Here is a 16,209-nt window from a genome sequence, read left to right as displayed (position 1 = left end):
CCATGCAAACCCAAACCACCACCGCATCCCCGTACTACCTCGGCATCCACTCCCTCGCCGACCTCGCCACGCGCGGCGATCGCGTCTGCGTGCTCAACATCCTTGGCGGCGAGTCGCGCCAGGTCACGCCCACCAGCCATGCCTTCTCTGGCGGCAACGTCGTGTTCGGCACTTCGCCCGGGCGCAGCGGCCAGTCGCTCAAGACGCCGGTCGGCAACATCCCCGTGTTCAACAACGTGCGCGAAGGGCTGGACGCCGGGCACAGCTTCAACACCGGCGTGGTCTACCTGCCGCCCTCGGGCGTGCGCGATGGCGTGGCCGAGCTGATCCGGGTGAATCCGGACTTGAAGAAGGTCGTGATCATCACCGAGAAGATCTCCGTGCACGATGCGCGCGAGATCCGCGCCATGGCGCAGCAGCGCGGCGTGGACATCATCGGCGGCAACTGCCTTGGCGTAGCCGACTCCTGGAGCCGCACCCGCATCGGCGGCGCGCTCGGCGGCGACCATCCCGACGAATCGCTGGTGCAGGGCACGGTCGCCATCTTCTCGAACTCGGGCGGCTTCACCAGCACCATCGCGCAGTACCTCAGCACCGAAGGGTGGGGGACGACCACGCTGGTCTCCTCCGGCAAGGATGTCTACATCCACTATGCCGCGCGCGATTTCGCCCATGCCTTCCGCAACGACGGCCGCTCGCGCGCCGCCGTGCTGTACGCCGAGCCGGGTGGCTACTACGAGCACGACATCGACTTCGGCAAGCCCGTGGTGGCCTGCGTCGTCGGCCGCTGGAAGTCCAGGCTGAGCCGCGCCGTCGGCCATGCCGGCGCCATGGCCGGTTCGGGCGATCGCGCGGAAGACAAGGAGCGCTGGTTCATGGACGCCTTCGGTGTCGATGGCCTCTACACGCCGGAGAACCCGGTCGTCTCGGGCAAGGGCGCGGTGGTGACCAACATCGCGCACATCCCCGCCGCGTTGACGGCGGTGATGAAGCTCAACGGCGCGCAACCCGATTTCGCGCGGCGCGGCAGCCTGGCCCTGAAGCCGTGGATGGCCAATGACCAGGGCATCACGCTGCCCGAAGCGCTGGCCCTCAAGCCCGTCACCGCGCCCGCGCCCTATGCCGCGCAGATCGCCGACATCGGCGCGCAGGTGGGCGCGGTGATCGCGCGGCAGAACATGAAGGACCGGTCCGGCGCGTCGGTGATGGATGCGAAGACGCAGGTGACCTCGGTGCATGGCCGCTCGGTGCTCGAACTCGCACTGGAGCCGCTGCAGGCCAACTTCGCGCTGCCGCTGGTGCACGAGGTCGCGGGGCCGAATGAGCGGGCCCTGCTCGACATTGCCGTCGCGGCCGAAGTGAACCTGGTGGGCGACCCGATCCTGGTGGCTGCCGATGCGGCGCGCGACGGCGGCAATTCGCCCAACACCGTCATGGCGGCGGCGGTGGCCATCGTCGGACCGCGCCGCGTGCAGCGCACGCTCGCATGCAGTCGCGCGCTGATCGACCTGTTCGCCGGCTCGGGCCTGAAGGATGGCAACGACGAGGGCTTCGACATCGGCCAGCTGAAAGTCGATGCGGCCGTGCGCGAGTTGTTCATGGCCGGACCAGAGGAGGCCGACGACCCGCGTCCCGAGGCAATGCTGCAAGCCGTTCGACAGCGCGGCGCCAAGTCGGCCTTCCTGCGCTTCGTGCAGTCGCTGGGCGGACGTCCCTCGCGCGATGCGCTGCTGGCCGCCATCGCCACGACCATCGCCTGGGGCCCGCTGGTGCGCAAGCGCATCAGCCGCCTCACGGCGGAAACCTTGCCGTGGTACCTGCGCCTCTATGGCGTGATGGTCGGTGCCTCGATCCCGGGCGAACAGCACCAGGCCGGGTCGCTCTGCGGCATCTCGCGCGAGGAACGCTTCGGCCGCTGGACCATGGCCGACCTGTGCTTCCTGGCCATCACCGGCAAGAAGCCGACCGAGGACGAATCGCGGCCCTTGCAGATGCTGATCGGCTTGCTGATCTCCAACGGCCCGGGCTCCATCTCCGCGCAGGGCGCCAAGTGTGCAGTGGCCGCGGACGGTCCGCAGACACCGAGCCGCGTGCAGATCAACAAGGCCATGGCCGGCTTCCTCACGCACACCGGCTACAGCCACGGTGGCAACGGCTTCGAAGGCATGGCCTTCCTGTTGAAGCAGTTCAAGGACAGCGGGCTGACCGACCCGACCGATGCCTCGCACGGCATCGACCTGAAGGCCATGGCGGCGGCCTTCGCCAGGTCGTACAAGGCCGACAAGCGCGCCGCGAAGGAACTGGGCAGCGAGACGCCCGCCTTGCCGGGCGTGCACCACCCCGTGTTCAAGGGCAAGCCGGTCAACCACGACCCGCGCGAACGCTTCATCGCGAGCTACATGGCCAAGCGTGGCGACTACAACATCTTCCACGCCTACTACCTCGAACTGGTACAGGCGCTGCATGCCTGCGGCGCCACGCCCTACGTCTTCTGCGTCAACGTCGACGCGGTCATCGCGGCGCTGTTGCTGGCGCTGCTGTGGAAGGACTACAAGGCCGGCGCGCTGACCGAGCGCGACCTGGAGGCTGCTGCCTTCACGGTCTTCCTCTACGGCCGAATGATCGGCGCCGCCGCCGAGATCGACGACCACCTCAACCGTGGCCGGAACATGGACACGCGCACGCCCGAGGCGTCGTGTTCCTTCGTGATGTGACCGATTCCTGATTGTCTGGAGACTTCGATGAACACCCCTTCCACTCCCTCCGCGCAGCCTGCTGAAAAGTCGGCGCTCGAAAAAGCCACGATGCGGAAGGTCGCCTGGCGCACCTTGCCCTTCCTGATGCTGTGCTACTTCATCGCGTACGTGGACCGCGTGAACGCCGGCTTCGCGGCCCTGCAGATGAACCATGACCTCGGCTTGTCGCAAGCCATGTTCGGACTGGGCGGCAGCCTGTTCTTCATCGCCTACATCCTGTTCGAGATACCCAGCAACCTGGCGATGCAGAAGTTCGGCGCACGGCTGTGGATCGCCCGCATCATGGTCACCTGGGGCGTGGTGGGCGGATTGGCGGCCTTTGCGGTCGGACCGTACAGCTACTACCTGGGGCGCTTCCTGCTCGGCGCCGCCGAGGCGGGCTTCTTCCCGGGCGTCATCCTGTACCTGACCTACTGGTTTCCCAAGGCGTACCGCGGCCGCATCGTGGCCACGTTCATGGTCGCGATCCCGATCTCCAGCCTGCTCGGTTCGCCGATCTCCGCTGCGCTGCTCGGCACGGATGGCTGGCTCGGCCTGCGCGGCTGGCAATGGCTCTTCATCCTGGAGGCGATTCCCGCGGTGGTGCTCGGTGTGGCGGTGTTCTTCATCCTGCCGAACCGCCCGGACAACGCCAGGTGGCTGACCCCCGAGCAACGCGACTGGCTCAAGCAGCGCCTCGAAGCCGAAGCGCGGCAGGCCGGCCCGGTGGCCCACATGTCGGTCCTGCAGATCCTGAAGAACAAGTACGTGCTGGCGCTCGCCGTCGTGTATGCCGGCAGTTCTGCGACCAGCAATGCGCTGTCGCTGTGGCAGCCGCAGATCCTGAAGTCGCTGGGGCTCACCACCATGGAGACCGGCCTCATGAACGGCATTCCCTTTGCCATCGCGTCCATCGTCATGGTGCTGTGGGGCCGCCGCGCCGACAAGTCGGGCGAGCGCATCTGGAACACGGCATTGCCGCTGGCGCTGACTTCCGGCTGCCTGCTCGCGACCCAACTGGTCGGCGGCTCGCTCGCATTCACCATGGTGCTGCTGACCTTCATCCTCGTCGGTACCTATTCGATCAAGGGGCCGTTCTGGGCCCTGTCGACCGAATGGCTGTCGGCCAGCACCGCCGCCGCAGGCATCGCAGCCATCAACATGCTGGCCCACATCGGCACCTCCGGCGCGACATGGATGCTGGGCGCCATCAAGGACGCGACCGGCAGTTATCCGCTCGCCCTGTTGCCGCTGGCGCTCCTGACGGGGCTGGGCGCGGTTATCGTCCCGTGGATGGGACGCAGCCAGTCCCGAGACGCCGCAGCGGCACCTGCCATGCCCTTGCCCGCCGCGACGTCGTCCAGCGTCGCTTGAAGAAAACCAACCCAGGGAGAAATGCATTGAACACTTTCACCATGACCCGCCGCAGCGCCGTGCGCGTGGGTGTCGCACTGCCCGCCGCGTCGATGCTGCCGCTGGCGGCCAGGGCGCAGGCCGCCTGGCCCGCCAAGTCGATCCGCCTCGTGGTGCCCTTCGCGCCGGGCGGCAGTTCGGAGATCGTGGCCCGCGCCGCGGCGAGCGAGATGAGCAAGCTGCTCGGCCAGAGCGTCTACGTCGACAACAAGCCCGGCGGCGCGGGCAACGTCGCGATGAGCGAGGTGGCGCGGGCCGAAGACCAGCACACGATGGTGCTGGGGCACATCGGCACCATCGCCGTGAACCCGTTCATCTTCGCCAAGCTGCCCTACGACCCGGACAAGGCCTTCCGTCCGATCTCGCTGCTGTCCAAAGTGCCCAGCCTCTACGTCGTGCGCAACGACCTCCCCGCCAGGAACCTCACCGAGTTCATCGCGCTCGCCAAGGCCAAACCGGGCACGCTCAACTATGGCTCCGCCGGCAACGGCAGCGCGGGACACCTCGCCTTCGAATACCTGAAGATGGTGAGCAACACCTTCCTCCTGCACGTGCCTTACCGCGGCACCGGTCCGCAACTCGCCGACCTGATGGGCGGCCGCGTCGACGCCGCTTCGGTCGGCGCACCGGCCGTGATGGCCTTCATCAAGGCCGGCAAGCTGCGTTGCATCGCCACCGGCACCAGCCAGCGGCTGGCGCAACTGCCGGACGTGCCGACGGTCGCCGAGCAGGGCTTTCCCGGTTTCGAGATGACGCAGTGGTACGGCCTGCTGGCGCCGGCTTCGCTGCCCCAGGCTCACGCGCACAAGCTCTCCACCGCCGCCGCGCAAGCCATGAAGGAGCCGGCTGCGCAGAAGCTTCTGGAGTCCGAAGCGGCCATTCCGGTGGGCAGCACGGCCGCCGAGTTCGCCCGCTTCATCGAGAGCGAGAAGAAGCGCTGGAAGCCCGTCATCGAACGGGCGAAGATCAAGGCGGATTAAGGGGAACTCTGTCGGACTGACGCGGGGCAGGCCGTTGCTCCGGCCGATCCCCGTCGGCAGCGCCCGGTTTGATGCGCATGACCTCGCGCAAGCTTGCCGCGCGGCCCGTTCGAGCGCACGCGGAATCGGCTCCGCAGGACGCGCCGCCTTTCATCGCTCTGCAATCCTTCCTCCCTAGAATGAAAAAAAACGGAGGCGAAGATTAACTACAAGCGCACGATGATCCGAGGCGGGGCTCTCCTGGTTGGCGGGGGTGTATTGCTGGCGAGCCATGTACAGGCCGGCGGCCACTTCGACGTGGACGACGCCGGCACCTTGGACCCTGGCCAATGCCTGGTCGAGGTCTGGGCCAGCCACACCGACACCAGCCCGGCGCTCAACGGCCAGCACCTGGGGCCGGCCTGCCGGGTCGGCCCGGTCGAGGTGGGGCTGAACCTGGACCGCTTTGCACGCTCCGGCGATCGCAGCCAGGTGTTCGCCGGGCCGCAGGTGAAATGGACGTACTACGGCCAGGCGGCCGATGCGCCGCTGAGCGCCGCCTTGGAGGGCAACCTGGTCTTCGACGTGACGGATGGTGCGCGCACCGGCGGCCAAGTCCTGTTGCCCGTGACCTGGCGTGTCACGGAGCCCTTGCAGTTTCACTTCAACCTTGGCATGGACTGGGCGCCCATCACGGGCAAGCCAACCGCGCGCGGTGGTGCGCAGATCGAATACGCGCTCAACCCCGCCTGGTCCGTGATTGCCGAGCACAACCGGGCTTTCAACCTGTGGACCACGCGCGGCGGCGTGCGCTACAGCTTCACGCCCCTGATCAGCCTCGATGTCACGGCGGCACGCATCGGCACCGGATCGGACCGTGTGCATTCCTTCTTCGTCGGGCTCAACTACGAATTCACGCGGCCCTGAGCTTCAGGGGATCAGGGCCGGCAGGGACTGGTCCGATATGCGTTGCTGCTCGGGCGTCAGGGCCGAATACAGCTTGCCGATCGTGTCGCCCAGCTTCTGCAGGCGTGTGGCGCGGTCCTGTGCGTCGGCGGCGCGTCGTTGCACGGCCAGCAGCGCGGACTGCGCGTCGTCTTCTGCCGGTGCGCGTGCCGGGCCGGCGTGCACGGTCATGTCCCAGATCTGGTCCGACATGCTGTCCCAGAGCTTGCCCTGCTCCGGCGTCAGTTGCATGCGCGTGCGCAGGTCATAGAGCTTGTCGTTGACCTGGCTCGCCCGCGCTTGCGGGCCCGGCGGCGCCTCGCCGGTGCGCGAAGTGCCGGTGGTGTCGGCGCCGTGGCCGCGGCGGCCGCCGCCACCACCACCCATGCCACCGCCGCCCATGCCGCCATACTGCGCCAGCGCCTGGCCACCCAATGCGGCCAGCAAGAGTGCAATGCCGATCGATTTCTGGAAGTTCTTCATCGTCCGGCGATTGGAGAGCGCGAAATGATCGCGCCGGTTGCGCGGCGGTAAAGGCGCGGTAAAGCCCTTGCGCCAAGGGCTTGCCAGGTCGGCCAGCCCGGCTTCATCCCCCGCGGCCGAGGTCGTATCAATCGACCTCGGCGCCCTCCACCAGGAAGCGCACGCGGCGCACGCCCTGCCATTCGTCGGCATCCAGGCGAAAGGCCAGCTTCACCCGCGAGGGCAGCGGCTCGGTATGGCTGAACCACATGCCGTCGACCGGCTGGCCCTGGTGCCGCAGCTTCAACGCCAGGTGCTTCTCGCCCACCAGCCGCTGCGAGATCACTTCCACCTCTTCGCTGAAGGTCGGCGGCGCGAATCCCTGACCCCAGACCTCGCGGTGCAGGGTGTCGACCAGGTCCACGCGCATGTACTCGCGCGCCAGCGGACCGTCGGTCTCGATCTGCCGGGTGAGCGCGGCGGCGGCGAGCCACTCGCGTGCGACCTGCGCCATGCCTTGCTCGAAGGTGCCGAAGTGCTCCCGCGCGATGGTGCAACCGGCCGCCATCGCGTGGCCGCCGAAGCGCAGCAGCACGCCCGGATGCCGCTTGGCCACGAGGTCGAGCGCGTCGCGCAGATGAAAGCCCGGGATCGAGCGGCCGGAGCCCTTGAGTTCATGTGACTTGCCATCGGCCGCGCTGGCTGCGAAGACGAAGGTCGGCCGGTGGAAGCGGTCCTTGAGGCGCGACGCCACGATGCCGACCACGCCTTCGTGGAAACCGGCATCGAAGACGCTGATGGCCGCGGGCGGCAGGGCGCCCTCGTCGATCAGCGACTCGGCCAGGCGCAGCGCCTGGTCGCGCATGTCGCCTTCGATGTCGCGCCGCTGGCGGTTGATGCCGTCGAGCGTGCGGGCCAGCGCGTCGGCGCGGCCGGCGTCGTCGGTGAGCAGGCATTCGATGCCGAGCGTCATGTCGGCCAGTCGGCCGGCCGCGTTGATGCGGGGGCCCAGCGCAAAGCCGAAGTCGAAGGCCGTGGCCACGGCGGAGGCCCGGCCGGCGGCCTTGAACAGCGCGGCCAGCCCCACCGGCATCTGTCCGCCCCGGATGCGGCGCAGGCCTTGGGCGACGAGGCGGCGGTTGTTGGCATCGAGCTTGACGACGTCGGCCACGGTGCCCAGGGCCACCAGCGGCAGCAGCACGTCGAGCTTGGGCTGGGGCACGGCGGGTGCCGCGGCTGCACCCTGGGCCGGCCCGGCGCCGGGCGCCGCATCGAACACGCCACGCGCCCGCAATTCGGCGCGCAGGGCCAGCAGCACGTAGAACATCACGCCGACGCCCGCGATGCTCTTGCTCTCGAAGGCGCAGCCGGGCTGGTTGGGATTGACCAGCACGTCGGCGGCGGGCAGTTCCGGGCCGGGCAGGTGATGGTCGGTGACGAGCACGGCCAGGCCGCGCGCCTTGGCCGCCGCCACGCCCTCCACGCTGGCGATGCCGTTGTCGACCGTGATCAGCATGTCGGCGCCGGTGGCTGCCACGCGCTCGGCGATCGGCGGCGTGAGGCCGTAGCCGTCCACCACGCGATCGGGCACGAGGTAGCTCACATGGGCCGCGCCCAGCAGCCGCAGGCCGCGCACGGCCACGGCGCAGGCGGTCGCGCCGTCGCAGTCGTAGTCGGCCACGATGCACAGGCGCTTGTTGTCGCGGATGGCGTCGGCCAGCAGCACGGCCGCCTCCTGCGTGCCGCGCAGCGTGGCGGGCGGCAGCAGGCGTGCGAGGCCGTCGTCGAGCTCGTCCTTCCCGAGCACGCCGCGCGACGCGTAGAGGCGCGCCAGCAACGGATGCACGCCGGCCTGCTCGAGCGCCCAGACACTGCGCGGCGGGATGTCGCGGGCAATGATCTTCATAGCGCCTCGAGCACCGCGGCCGCGCGTGGACGGCTGCCGAAGGTGCGCTTGACCCAGCCAGAGAAGCCACGCTGCTGCACAGAGAAGCGCTGCGCCGCCGAGTCGCCGCACAGCGTGAGGGCCACGTCGGCGCCGCTTTCGCAAGTGGCCAGCAGTTCGGCGACCGGCCCGGCATCGACAGCCTGCCAGGCTGCGGCCAAGGCGTCGCCGTCGTCACGCAGGGCGGCGTCGCGCAAGGCAGCGACGATGGTCGGTTCGGCGCCGTCCGGCTGCACCGACGCCGGCAACGCGCCCGTACCGCTCAGCCAGAAGGAATTGATGGGCGGCAGTCCACGTGCGGTCCGCTGGTCGTTGACGCGCTCGGTGTAGAGCAGCATCTGGATCTCGTTCTGCAGGCGGCGCAGCGGCCGGCCGGCATCGGTGATGTGCGACCACTGCGCGATCGAGTGGCCGATGGCGCGGTCGAGCGAAGCGGTCGGCAAGGCGCGGAACAGTTCGCCGCTGGCGAGCCATCGGCCCGGCGCCGGCGTGGCATGCAGGCCGATGCCGTCCTCCTCGAACAGCGGACGGGCCGCGTCGAGCAGGGCCTGCGATTCGGCCGCCTCCAGTTGCGTGTGGGCAGGATCGCCCAGCACCACGTCGCTGACATCGACCTGCCAGTTGCAGAGGTCGATCCAGCCCCAGGCGGTATCGCCTTCGCTGCCCGGCAGGCCGAGCCGTCGTGCGTCTTGCGCGGCCCATGGGATGCAGCCGTCCGCGGCCTGCAGGCCCAGTGCGGCGGCCAGGGCGCGTTCGTGCGGTGGTGAAAAAGTGGTGTCGTCCTGCGTGTCGGTGCCGGCCGGCGCGAGTCGCGCGAGCAGGGCTTCGAGCCTGGGCAGGCGGAGGCCGGGCAATGCTGCACGGCAGGCGGGGGAACCGCGGCCGGCAAAGGGAATCAACAAGTGACGCGCTGGAGTGGTTTCGACCATGCCTGCATTGTCCCGCTGAATCGACACCCATCCCGATGCGCCTGCAGGGCCATGGATGACAGGGGCGCCTCATCCGGGATGCCACAATTCCACGATCATCCATCCCCACGCCGGGCATTGCGTGTAACGCCCGGCGCAACACAACCGATATGAGTCTTCCCTACGAACTGCAACTCGGCTGGCGCTACACGCGCGCTGGCCGGGCGACGCGGCGCAACGGTTTCATTTCCTTCATCTCCGGCGTGTCGATGCTCGGCATCGGGCTGGGCGTGGCCGCGCTGATCATCGTGCTGTCGGTGATGAACGGCTTCCAGAAGGAGGTGCGCGATCGCATGCTCGGCGTGGTGTCGCACATCGAGATCCTGTCGCGCGACGGCCAGGGCCTGCAGGGCATCGACCAGATCATGGAGGCCGCGCGCAAGAACCCCGAGGTGATCGGCGTTGCACCCTTCATCGCGACGCAGGCGCTCGTCGCACGTGGCGAGGACATGAAGGGCACGCTGGTGCGCGGCATCGAGCCGAAGCTGGAGCCGCAGGTCACCGACTTCGCGACCACCGCCCAACAGGGCGTGCTCGACAAGCTGGTGCCCGGCGAATTCGGCATCGTGCTCGGCGGTGAACTGGCGCGTTCCTTGTTCGTGCGCGAAGGCGACCAGGTCACGCTGGTGGCGCCCGGTGGCCAGGTCACGCCCGCGGGCGTGGTGCCGCGGCTCAAGCAGTTCACGGTGGTCGGCACCTTCGATTCGGGCCACTACGAATACGACTCGGCGCTGGCCATGATCCACGAGCAGGATGCGCAACGCGTGTTCCGGCTCGAAGGCCCAACCGGCATCCGCATCAAGCTGAAGGACCTGAACAAGGCGCGCGACGTGGCCGACGAGCTTGCGGCCACCTTGCCGGGCAGCTTCCTGGTGCGCGACTGGACGCGGCAGAACAAGACGTGGTTCGCGGCGGTGCAGGTCGAGAAACGCATGATGTTCATCATCCTCACGCTGATCGTCGCGGTGGCCGCGTTCAACCTGGTGTCGACGCTGGTCATGACCGTGACCGACAAGCGCGCCGACATCGCCATCCTGCGCACCTTGGGTTCGAGCCCGCGCAGCATCATGGGCATCTTCGTGGTGCAGGGTGCGATGGTGGGCGTGATGGGCACGCTCGGCGGGCTGCTGCTGGGCCTGGGCATTGCCTACAACATCGACGTGATCGTGCCGTGGCTGGAGCATCTGTTCCACGCGAGCTTCCTGCCGAAGGACATCTACCTCATCAGCAAGATGCCGAGCGACCCGCAGCGCAGCGACATCCTGCCGATCACCATCATCTCGCTGATCCTCGCGTTCGCGGCGACGCTGTACCCGAGCTGGCGCGCGAGCCGCGTCAACCCTGCCGAGGCGCTGCGCTATGAGTGAGACACCGAAGGTCGTGCTGTCCGGCACGAGCCATCCCTACATCCGCCCGGTGCTGCAGGTGCGCGGGCTGACCAAGCGCTTCCATGAAGGCCGCATCGACCTGACCGTGCTGCATGGGGTCAACCTGGACGTGCGCGCGGGCGAGACGCTGGCCATCGTCGGCGCCTCCGGTTCCGGCAAGAGCACGCTGCTACACCTGATGGGCGGGCTCGATGCGCCCACCGATGGCAGCGTGGAACTGCATGGCAAGGACATCGCGAAGGTCGATCCCGCCGAGCAGGGGCGATTGCGCAACCAGCACCTGGGCTTCGTCTACCAGTTCCATCACCTGCTTCCGGAGTTCAGTGCGCTCGACAACGTTGCGATGCCGCTGCGCATCCGGCGCATGGCGCCATCGGCGGCGTATGAATCCGCGTCGAAGATGCTGGCGGCGGTGGGGTTGGCGGAGCGTGTGCAGCATCGGCCGGCGGAGCTGTCCGGCGGCGAGCGCCAACGCGTTGCGATTGCACGTGCCCTCGTCACGCAACCCGATTGCGTGCTGGCCGATGAGCCGACCGGCAACCTGGACCGGGGCACGGCCGATGGCGTGTTCGCGTTGATGCTCGACCTGGCGCGCCGGCACGGCACTGCGTTCGTGATGGTCACGCACGATGAGTCGCTGGCGAAGCGCTGCGACAGGGTGCTTCGACTGGTGCAGGGCCGGCTGGCGTAGCCGCCTCGCTATTCCCAAGGATTCAACAAGCTTACGCCGGTGCCGGCGAAGTCGCCGACATTGCGAGTGACAACAGTGAAGCCGTGCGCAAGCGCGGTGGCCGCGATCATCGAATCCCGATAGCTCTTCGGATCTGGCACGTGCATGCGCGCGCATCTGATCGCAGCGTCCTCTGTAAACGGCAGGATGCGTCCTTCGAAAGCGCGGCGCATGGCATCGAACCACGCCCGCAGCGCGGCACCCGCTGGCGGTGTCTTGCGCTCCAACTGCAAGATGCCTTTCTCGTGTTCCAGGACGGTCACAGCCGAGAGAAAGAACTGACTTTCCGGAATGCTTGCCGCCCAGGCCCGTACGCTGGGTGAAGCATTGGGCTGGCCGGGTCGCAGTTCGGAGAGAACGTTCGTATCGAGCACGAACATCAGTCGAACTCTGCCGCCTTCAGTTGGATGTCGGCGCGCGGGGCTTCGAACTCGATGCCTTCGGTGCCGGGCAGGCTGTCCATCAATTCAAGAAGGGACATTTCGCGCTTGCCGGCGAGTCTGTAGTACTCCTCGATCCGCAACAGCGCAAACGCCGGTCGGCCGCGATCAGTGATGAAGACGGGGCCCTCGGAAGCCGCGCGCTTTGCCGCGCCCACATCGCGTGTGAAATCGCGGCTCGAAAAGGTATGAGGAGTTGACATGAGGCCCCCTGAAATCAACAATGTCTGTATGTTATGACATTGAATGGCTGCGCGCAACCAAGGGGGCGAAAGGCTCAGCCCTTCGGCTTGTACGCAATGCAATCGATCTCGACCTTTGCATCCACCATCAGGCGCGCCTCGGTGGTCGAGCGGGCAGGGCGGCCTTCGCCCTTGAAATAGCTCATGTAGACGCGGTTGAAGGCGCCGAAGTCGCGTGCGTCGTGCAGCCAGCAGGTGGTCTTGCAGACGTCGTCGAGCGTGGCGCCGCCGAGCGCGAGCGCGGCCTTCAGGTTCTCCATCACCTGGCGCGTCTGCGCCTCGATGCCGCCGACCACGATCTCGCCGTCTGCATTGACAGGCACCTGGCCCGACACATAGATGAAATCGCCCGCGCGCACGGCGGGGGAGAGCGGGCGGACCTGGCGGTCGGAGGCGGTGGGCGAACCGCCCAGGAATTCGAGGGGCATGGGAGTCTCCAGTGGATGATTTGAAATTCTATTTCAGAAATATCGTGCGAACATAGGGTAAATCCGCATGATTTGGCACGGATGATGCATCAAAGTCTGCGTCGTGAAAGTTTTTTTCAGAACGACAGCCCCCACCAAGGAGTTCCCGATGTTCGATGCCAGCCTTCTGCGTGCAGTGCACGCGCCCACCAAGCGCGCCTTTGTCGGTGCGTCCCTGCTCGCGGCCCTCTGTGTCGCGATGCCTGCAAAAGCCCAGGCGCCGCGCAACTACGCGACGCTCGCGATGGTCGCGGAGCCGCAGACGCTCGACCCCATGGCATCGACCGCCGACTTGGTGGGCACCATCATGCAGCACGTCTACGAAACGCTCTACACCTTCGATGCCAAGTGGAACGTGGTGCCGATGCTGGCCGAGTCGCTGCCCAAGGTCTCGGCCGACGGCAAGAGCTACTCGATCACGCTGCGCAAGGGCGTCATGCTGCACAACGGCCGCGAACTCAACGCCGACGACGTGGTGGCCAGCCTGCAGCGCTGGATGGAGCAGTCGCCGCGCGGCAAGGCGGTGAGCAAGGAGATCGACAGCATCAAGGCCAAGGGCCCGCAGGGCGTCGAGATCGTGCTGAAGGAGCCCTATGCGCCGCTGGTGTCGCAACTCGCGCTGCCCAGCGGCATGGCCGCGATCATGGCCAAGGACTCGATCGCCACGCCGCTGAAGGACTTCGTCGGCACCGGCCCCTACAAGTTCAAGGAACGCAAGCCCGACCAGTTCGTGCTGCTGTCGCGCTTCGACAAGTACAGCCCGCGCAAGGAGCCGGCCAATGGCTACGGCGGCAAGCGCGAGGCGCTGATCGAGGAACTGCGCTTCGTGCCGGTGCCCAATGCGAGCACGCGCGTCGAAGGCTCGCTGGCCGGCCAGTACGACTTCGCCGACCTGCTGCCGGTGGAAGCGCTGCCGCGCCTGGAGAAGGCCGCCGGCAAGACCGTGCCGATCATGACGCCGGCCTTCGGCTTCCCGTACCTGGTTCTCAACACCAAGGAGGGCGTGGCCGCCAACCTCGGCGTGCGCCAGGCGATCCAGACTGCGCTCGGCGAGGGCGAGATGCTGGCCGCGGGCTTTGGCGACCAGCGCTTCTTCGCCGTCGAGCCGAACCACTTTCCCAAGGGCTCGCCCTTCTTCTCGACGACCGGCGCCGACCAGTACAACCAGCGCAACGCACCCAAGGCCAAGGAAGCCGCGGCCAAGGCCGGCTACAAGGGCGAGCCGATCCGCATCCTCACCAGCCGCCAGTACGACTTCCACTACAACATGGCGCTGCTGATGCAGGAGCAACTCAAGCGCGCCGGCTTCAAGGTGGAGATGAACGTGGTCGACTGGGCCACGCTGGTGCAACGCCGCAATGACCCGAAGCTGTGGGACATCTACGTGACCCATTCGGGCCAGTTCCCGGAGCCGATGCTGTCGCCGCCGCAACTCGGCGACGGCGCGCCGGGCTGGTGGGACACGCCGGCCAAGAAGGCGGCGCTCAACGCCTTCAACACGCAAAGCGATCCGGCCAAGCGCGGCGCGCTCTGGGGCAAGGTGCAGGAAGTGGTCTATGCCGAGGTGCCCTACATCAACGTCGGCAAGTTCAACGGCCTGTCAGCCAAGAGCCCGGCGTTGGACAACTACCAGCCCGCGACCTGGCCGTTCTTCTGGAACGCAAAGATCAAGTAAGCAATGAACGCCCTTCGTTTCATCGCCTCGCGCGCGGCCGGCATGGCCATCGTGCTGGCCATCGTCGCGGTGCTCGTCTTCGTGCTCACGCGCGCCGCCTCGGGCGATCCGGTGTCGGTGCTGCTGGGCGACCAGGCCACCGCCGCCGACATCGCCCGCGTGCAGAAGGAATACGGCCTGGACAAGCCCTTGCCCGTGCAGTTCGGCTACTGGATCCGCGAGGTGCTCCAGGGCAACCTCGGCCAGTCGATCTTCCTGCAGCGGCCGGTGACGCAGGCGCTGGCCGAGCGGGCCGAACCGACCACGCTGCTGTCGCTGATGGCGGTGGCCATCGCGGCGCTGATCGGGCTGCCGTGCGGGATCATCTCCGCGGTGTTCCGCGGCAAGGCGATCGACCAGTTCTTCACCGGCATCGCGATGCTGGGCGCGAGCATCCCGAGCTTCTGGTTCGGCATCGTGCTGATCCAGATCTTCGCGGTGTCGCTGGGGTGGTTCCCGGTGTCGGGCTACGGCGCGCCGGATGCGCCCTTCGCCGAGCGCATCCATGCGCTGATCCTGCCGGCCACGGTGCTGGGCATCCTCAACTCGGCGCTGATCATCCGCTTCACGCGGGCCTCGATGCTCGACGTGCTGGGTGAAGACTATGTGCGAACGGCGCGTTCCAAGGGCCTGTCGGAAAGCACCGTCGTGCTCAAGCATGCGTTGCGCAATGCGCTGGTGCCGATCGTCACGGTGCTGGGTCTCACGGTGGCGCTGATGATCGGCGGCGCCGTCGTCACGGAGACGGTGTTCGGCCTGCCGGGCGTCGGCAGCCTGGTGGTGAATGCGGTGCTGCGCCGCGACTATCCCGTCATCCAGGGCGCGCTGCTTGTCATCGCGGCCATCTACGTGCTCATCAACTTCTCGATCGACCTGCTGTATGCCGTGGTCGATCCGCGCGTGAAAGTCTGACCATGTCCATCAAGCTTCCCCGCATGGTGCGCCAGTTGATGCACCGTCGCATCGTGATGGTGTCGGCCGTGGTGCTGCTCATCATCGCGGTGCTCGCCATCGGCGCGCCGATCTTTGCATCGGCCGACCCGAACGACACCGCTGTGCTCGAACGGCTGAAGGCGCCGAGCGCCGAGCACCTGCTCGGCACCGACGAACTCGGCCGCGACATGTATGCGCGCATCGTGCACGGCGCGCGCTATTCGCTGAGCATCGCGGCGCTCACCGCGCTCGGCGCGGTGGTCTTCGGCACGATCCTCGGCCTGGTCGCGGGCTTCTTCCGCAAGCTCGATGCGCCGCTGATGCGCGTGGTCGACGCGATGATGTCCTTCCCCGACATCCTGCTGGCGATCGCGCTGGTGGCCATCCTCGGCGCCTCGCTGGGCAACGTGGTGCTGGCGCTGGTGCTGGTCTACACGCCGCGCGTGGCACGGGTGGTGCGCGCATCGACGCTGGTGGTGCGTGAGCTGCTGTTCGTCGAGGCGGTGCGCGCGCTGGGCGTGCGCACCTCGCGCATCCTGTGGCGGCACATCCTGCCGAACCTGATGTCGCCGATCCTGGTGCAGGTGTCGTTCATCTTTGCGTACGCCATCCTGGCCGAGGCGGGGCTGTCCTTCCTCGGCGTCGGCGTGCCGCCCGAGATCCCGACCTGGGGCACGATGGTCGCGGGCAGCCAGCAGTATGCGGACAAGGCCTTCTGGGTCGTGTTGTTCCCGGGGCTGGCGATCATCTTCACGGCGTTGTCGCTGCAGCTGCTGGGCGACGGCGTGCGCGACCTGCTCGATCCCAAACTCAAGAAGGCAGCGTGATGAAGCACTTGTTTGCCTGTTCAAGCGGCGTGTCCGGACTG

Annotated in this window: 15 protein-coding genes; 9 read left to right on the top strand and 6 right to left on the bottom strand. The window is 67.6% G+C overall.

Annotated elements, in window-relative coordinates; genetic code table 11:
* Nucleotides 1–2 precede the first annotated feature (2 nt).
* The 4 genes from HB681_RS12025 (at nt 3) to HB681_RS12010 (ending at nt 6,034) form a co-directional block, all read left to right on the top strand.
* Entirely contained in the window at nt 3–2,714 is a 2,712-nt protein-coding gene (locus HB681_RS12025; protein ID WP_213955055.1) for a CoA-binding protein, read from the top strand.
* 27 nt (nt 2,715–2,741) lie between these two features.
* Nucleotides 2,742–4,109 carry an MFS transporter gene (locus tag HB681_RS12020; protein ID WP_213955054.1) on the top strand — a complete coding sequence of 456 codons (1,368 nt, stop codon included), beginning with the start codon at nt 2,742–2,744 and terminating at the stop codon, nt 4,107–4,109.
* Between the two features lie 41 nt (nt 4,110–4,150).
* A complete protein-coding gene (locus HB681_RS12015; RefSeq protein WP_213955213.1) occupies nt 4,151–5,128 on the top strand; it encodes a tripartite tricarboxylate transporter substrate binding protein in 978 nt (325 codons plus the stop codon).
* A gap of 219 nt (nt 5,129–5,347) precedes the next feature.
* Nucleotides 5,348–6,034, top strand: coding sequence for a hypothetical protein (locus HB681_RS12010; protein ID WP_256353884.1), 687 nt, complete (start codon nt 5,348–5,350; stop codon nt 6,032–6,034).
* A gap of 3 nt (nt 6,035–6,037) precedes the next feature.
* Here HB681_RS12010 and HB681_RS12005 read toward each other — a convergent pair whose 3' ends face one another.
* The 3 genes from HB681_RS12005 to HB681_RS11995 form a co-directional block, all read right to left on the bottom strand.
* A complete protein-coding gene (locus HB681_RS12005) occupies nt 6,038–6,535 on the bottom strand; it encodes a Spy/CpxP family protein refolding chaperone (protein ID WP_213955053.1) in 498 nt (165 codons plus the stop codon).
* 127 nt (nt 6,536–6,662) lie between these two features.
* Nucleotides 6,663–8,420, bottom strand: a complete 1,758-nt coding sequence (recJ, locus tag HB681_RS12000) for a single-stranded-DNA-specific exonuclease RecJ (RefSeq protein ID WP_213955052.1) — start codon at nt 8,418–8,420, stop codon at nt 6,663–6,665.
* On the bottom strand, nt 8,417–9,388 hold the full coding sequence (locus HB681_RS11995) for a hypothetical protein (RefSeq protein WP_213955051.1): 972 nt from the start codon (nt 9,386–9,388) through the stop codon (nt 8,417–8,419). Before HB681_RS11995 ends, recJ begins: the two co-directional genes overlap by 4 nt.
* Nucleotides 9,389–9,537: 149 nt before the next feature.
* Here HB681_RS11995 and HB681_RS11990 point away from each other — a divergent pair, with 149 nt between their 5' ends.
* Nucleotides 9,538–10,794: a lipoprotein-releasing ABC transporter permease subunit gene (locus tag HB681_RS11990; protein WP_213955050.1), complete on the top strand. Its 1,257-nt coding sequence runs from the start codon at nt 9,538–9,540 to the stop codon at nt 10,792–10,794.
* Nucleotides 10,787–11,506, top strand: a complete 720-nt coding sequence (lolD, locus tag HB681_RS11985; protein ID WP_213955049.1) for a lipoprotein-releasing ABC transporter ATP-binding protein LolD — start codon at nt 10,787–10,789, stop codon at nt 11,504–11,506. Before HB681_RS11990 ends, lolD begins: the two co-directional genes overlap by 8 nt.
* A gap of 8 nt (nt 11,507–11,514) precedes the next feature.
* Here lolD and HB681_RS11980 read toward each other — a convergent pair whose 3' ends face one another.
* Genes HB681_RS11980 through HB681_RS11970 form a run of 3 tightly spaced genes read right to left on the bottom strand, consistent with a single transcriptional unit; the run spans nt 11,515 to nt 12,655 of the window.
* Nucleotides 11,515–11,928, bottom strand: coding sequence for a type II toxin-antitoxin system VapC family toxin (locus tag HB681_RS11980; RefSeq protein ID WP_256353935.1), 414 nt, complete (start codon nt 11,926–11,928; stop codon nt 11,515–11,517).
* On the bottom strand, nt 11,925–12,245 hold the full coding sequence (locus HB681_RS11975; RefSeq protein WP_345944662.1) for a type II toxin-antitoxin system prevent-host-death family antitoxin: 321 nt from the start codon (nt 12,243–12,245) through the stop codon (nt 11,925–11,927). Before HB681_RS11975 ends, HB681_RS11980 begins: the two co-directional genes overlap by 4 nt.
* 17 nt (nt 12,246–12,262) lie before the next feature.
* On the bottom strand, nt 12,263–12,655 hold the full coding sequence (locus tag HB681_RS11970; RefSeq protein ID WP_213955047.1) for a RidA family protein: 393 nt from the start codon (nt 12,653–12,655) through the stop codon (nt 12,263–12,265).
* A 148-nt stretch (nt 12,656–12,803) separates the two neighbouring features.
* Between HB681_RS11970 and HB681_RS11965 the strand changes: the two genes are divergently transcribed.
* The 3 genes from HB681_RS11965 to HB681_RS11955 are packed head-to-tail and all read left to right on the top strand — an operon-like array spanning nt 12,804 to nt 16,168.
* Nucleotides 12,804–14,369 carry an ABC transporter substrate-binding protein gene (locus tag HB681_RS11965; protein WP_213955046.1) on the top strand — a complete coding sequence of 522 codons (1,566 nt, stop codon included), beginning with the start codon at nt 12,804–12,806 and terminating at the stop codon, nt 14,367–14,369.
* Nucleotides 14,370–14,372: 3 nt separating this feature from the next.
* Nucleotides 14,373–15,320, top strand: a complete 948-nt coding sequence (locus tag HB681_RS11960) for an ABC transporter permease (RefSeq protein ID WP_213955045.1) — start codon at nt 14,373–14,375, stop codon at nt 15,318–15,320.
* Between the two features lie 8 nt (nt 15,321–15,328).
* Nucleotides 15,329–16,168, top strand: a complete 840-nt coding sequence (locus HB681_RS11955; protein ID WP_213955210.1) for an ABC transporter permease — start codon at nt 15,329–15,331, stop codon at nt 16,166–16,168.
* Nucleotides 16,169–16,209: the final 41 nt, after the last annotated feature.

This window comes from Variovorax sp. dw_954 (genome assembly GCF_018449755.1).
GTDB lineage: Bacteria > Pseudomonadota > Gammaproteobacteria > Burkholderiales > Burkholderiaceae_C > Variovorax.
Note: the sequence above shows the minus strand (reverse complement) of the source record. Positions and strands in the feature narration are given on the sequence as shown.

What these genes read in the sequence shown, in the direction of transcription:
- HB681_RS12025 (WP_213955055.1), top strand. Translation starts at nt 3, where the DNA reads ATGCAAACCCAAACCACCACCGCATCCCCGTACTACCTCGGCATCCAC.
- HB681_RS12020 (WP_213955054.1), top strand. Translation starts at nt 2,742, where the DNA reads ATGAACACCCCTTCCACTCCCTCCGCGCAGCCTGCTGAAAAGTCGGCG.
- HB681_RS12015 (WP_213955213.1), top strand. Translation starts at nt 4,151, where the DNA reads ATGACCCGCCGCAGCGCCGTGCGCGTGGGTGTCGCACTGCCCGCCGCG.
- HB681_RS12010 (WP_256353884.1), top strand. Translation starts at nt 5,348, where the DNA reads ATGATCCGAGGCGGGGCTCTCCTGGTTGGCGGGGGTGTATTGCTGGCG.
- HB681_RS12005 (WP_213955053.1), bottom strand. Translation starts at nt 6,535, where the DNA reads ATGAAGAACTTCCAGAAATCGATCGGCATTGCACTCTTGCTGGCCGCA.
- recJ (WP_213955052.1), bottom strand. Translation starts at nt 8,420, where the DNA reads ATGAAGATCATTGCCCGCGACATCCCGCCGCGCAGTGTCTGGGCGCTC.
- HB681_RS11995 (WP_213955051.1), bottom strand. Translation starts at nt 9,388, where the DNA reads ATGGTCGAAACCACTCCAGCGCGTCACTTGTTGATTCCCTTTGCCGGC.
- HB681_RS11990 (WP_213955050.1), top strand. Translation starts at nt 9,538, where the DNA reads ATGAGTCTTCCCTACGAACTGCAACTCGGCTGGCGCTACACGCGCGCT.
- lolD (WP_213955049.1), top strand. Translation starts at nt 10,787, where the DNA reads ATGAGTGAGACACCGAAGGTCGTGCTGTCCGGCACGAGCCATCCCTAC.
- HB681_RS11970 (WP_213955047.1), bottom strand. Translation starts at nt 12,655, where the DNA reads ATGCCCCTCGAATTCCTGGGCGGTTCGCCCACCGCCTCCGACCGCCAG.
- HB681_RS11965 (WP_213955046.1), top strand. Translation starts at nt 12,804, where the DNA reads ATGTTCGATGCCAGCCTTCTGCGTGCAGTGCACGCGCCCACCAAGCGC.
- HB681_RS11960 (WP_213955045.1), top strand. Translation starts at nt 14,373, where the DNA reads ATGAACGCCCTTCGTTTCATCGCCTCGCGCGCGGCCGGCATGGCCATC.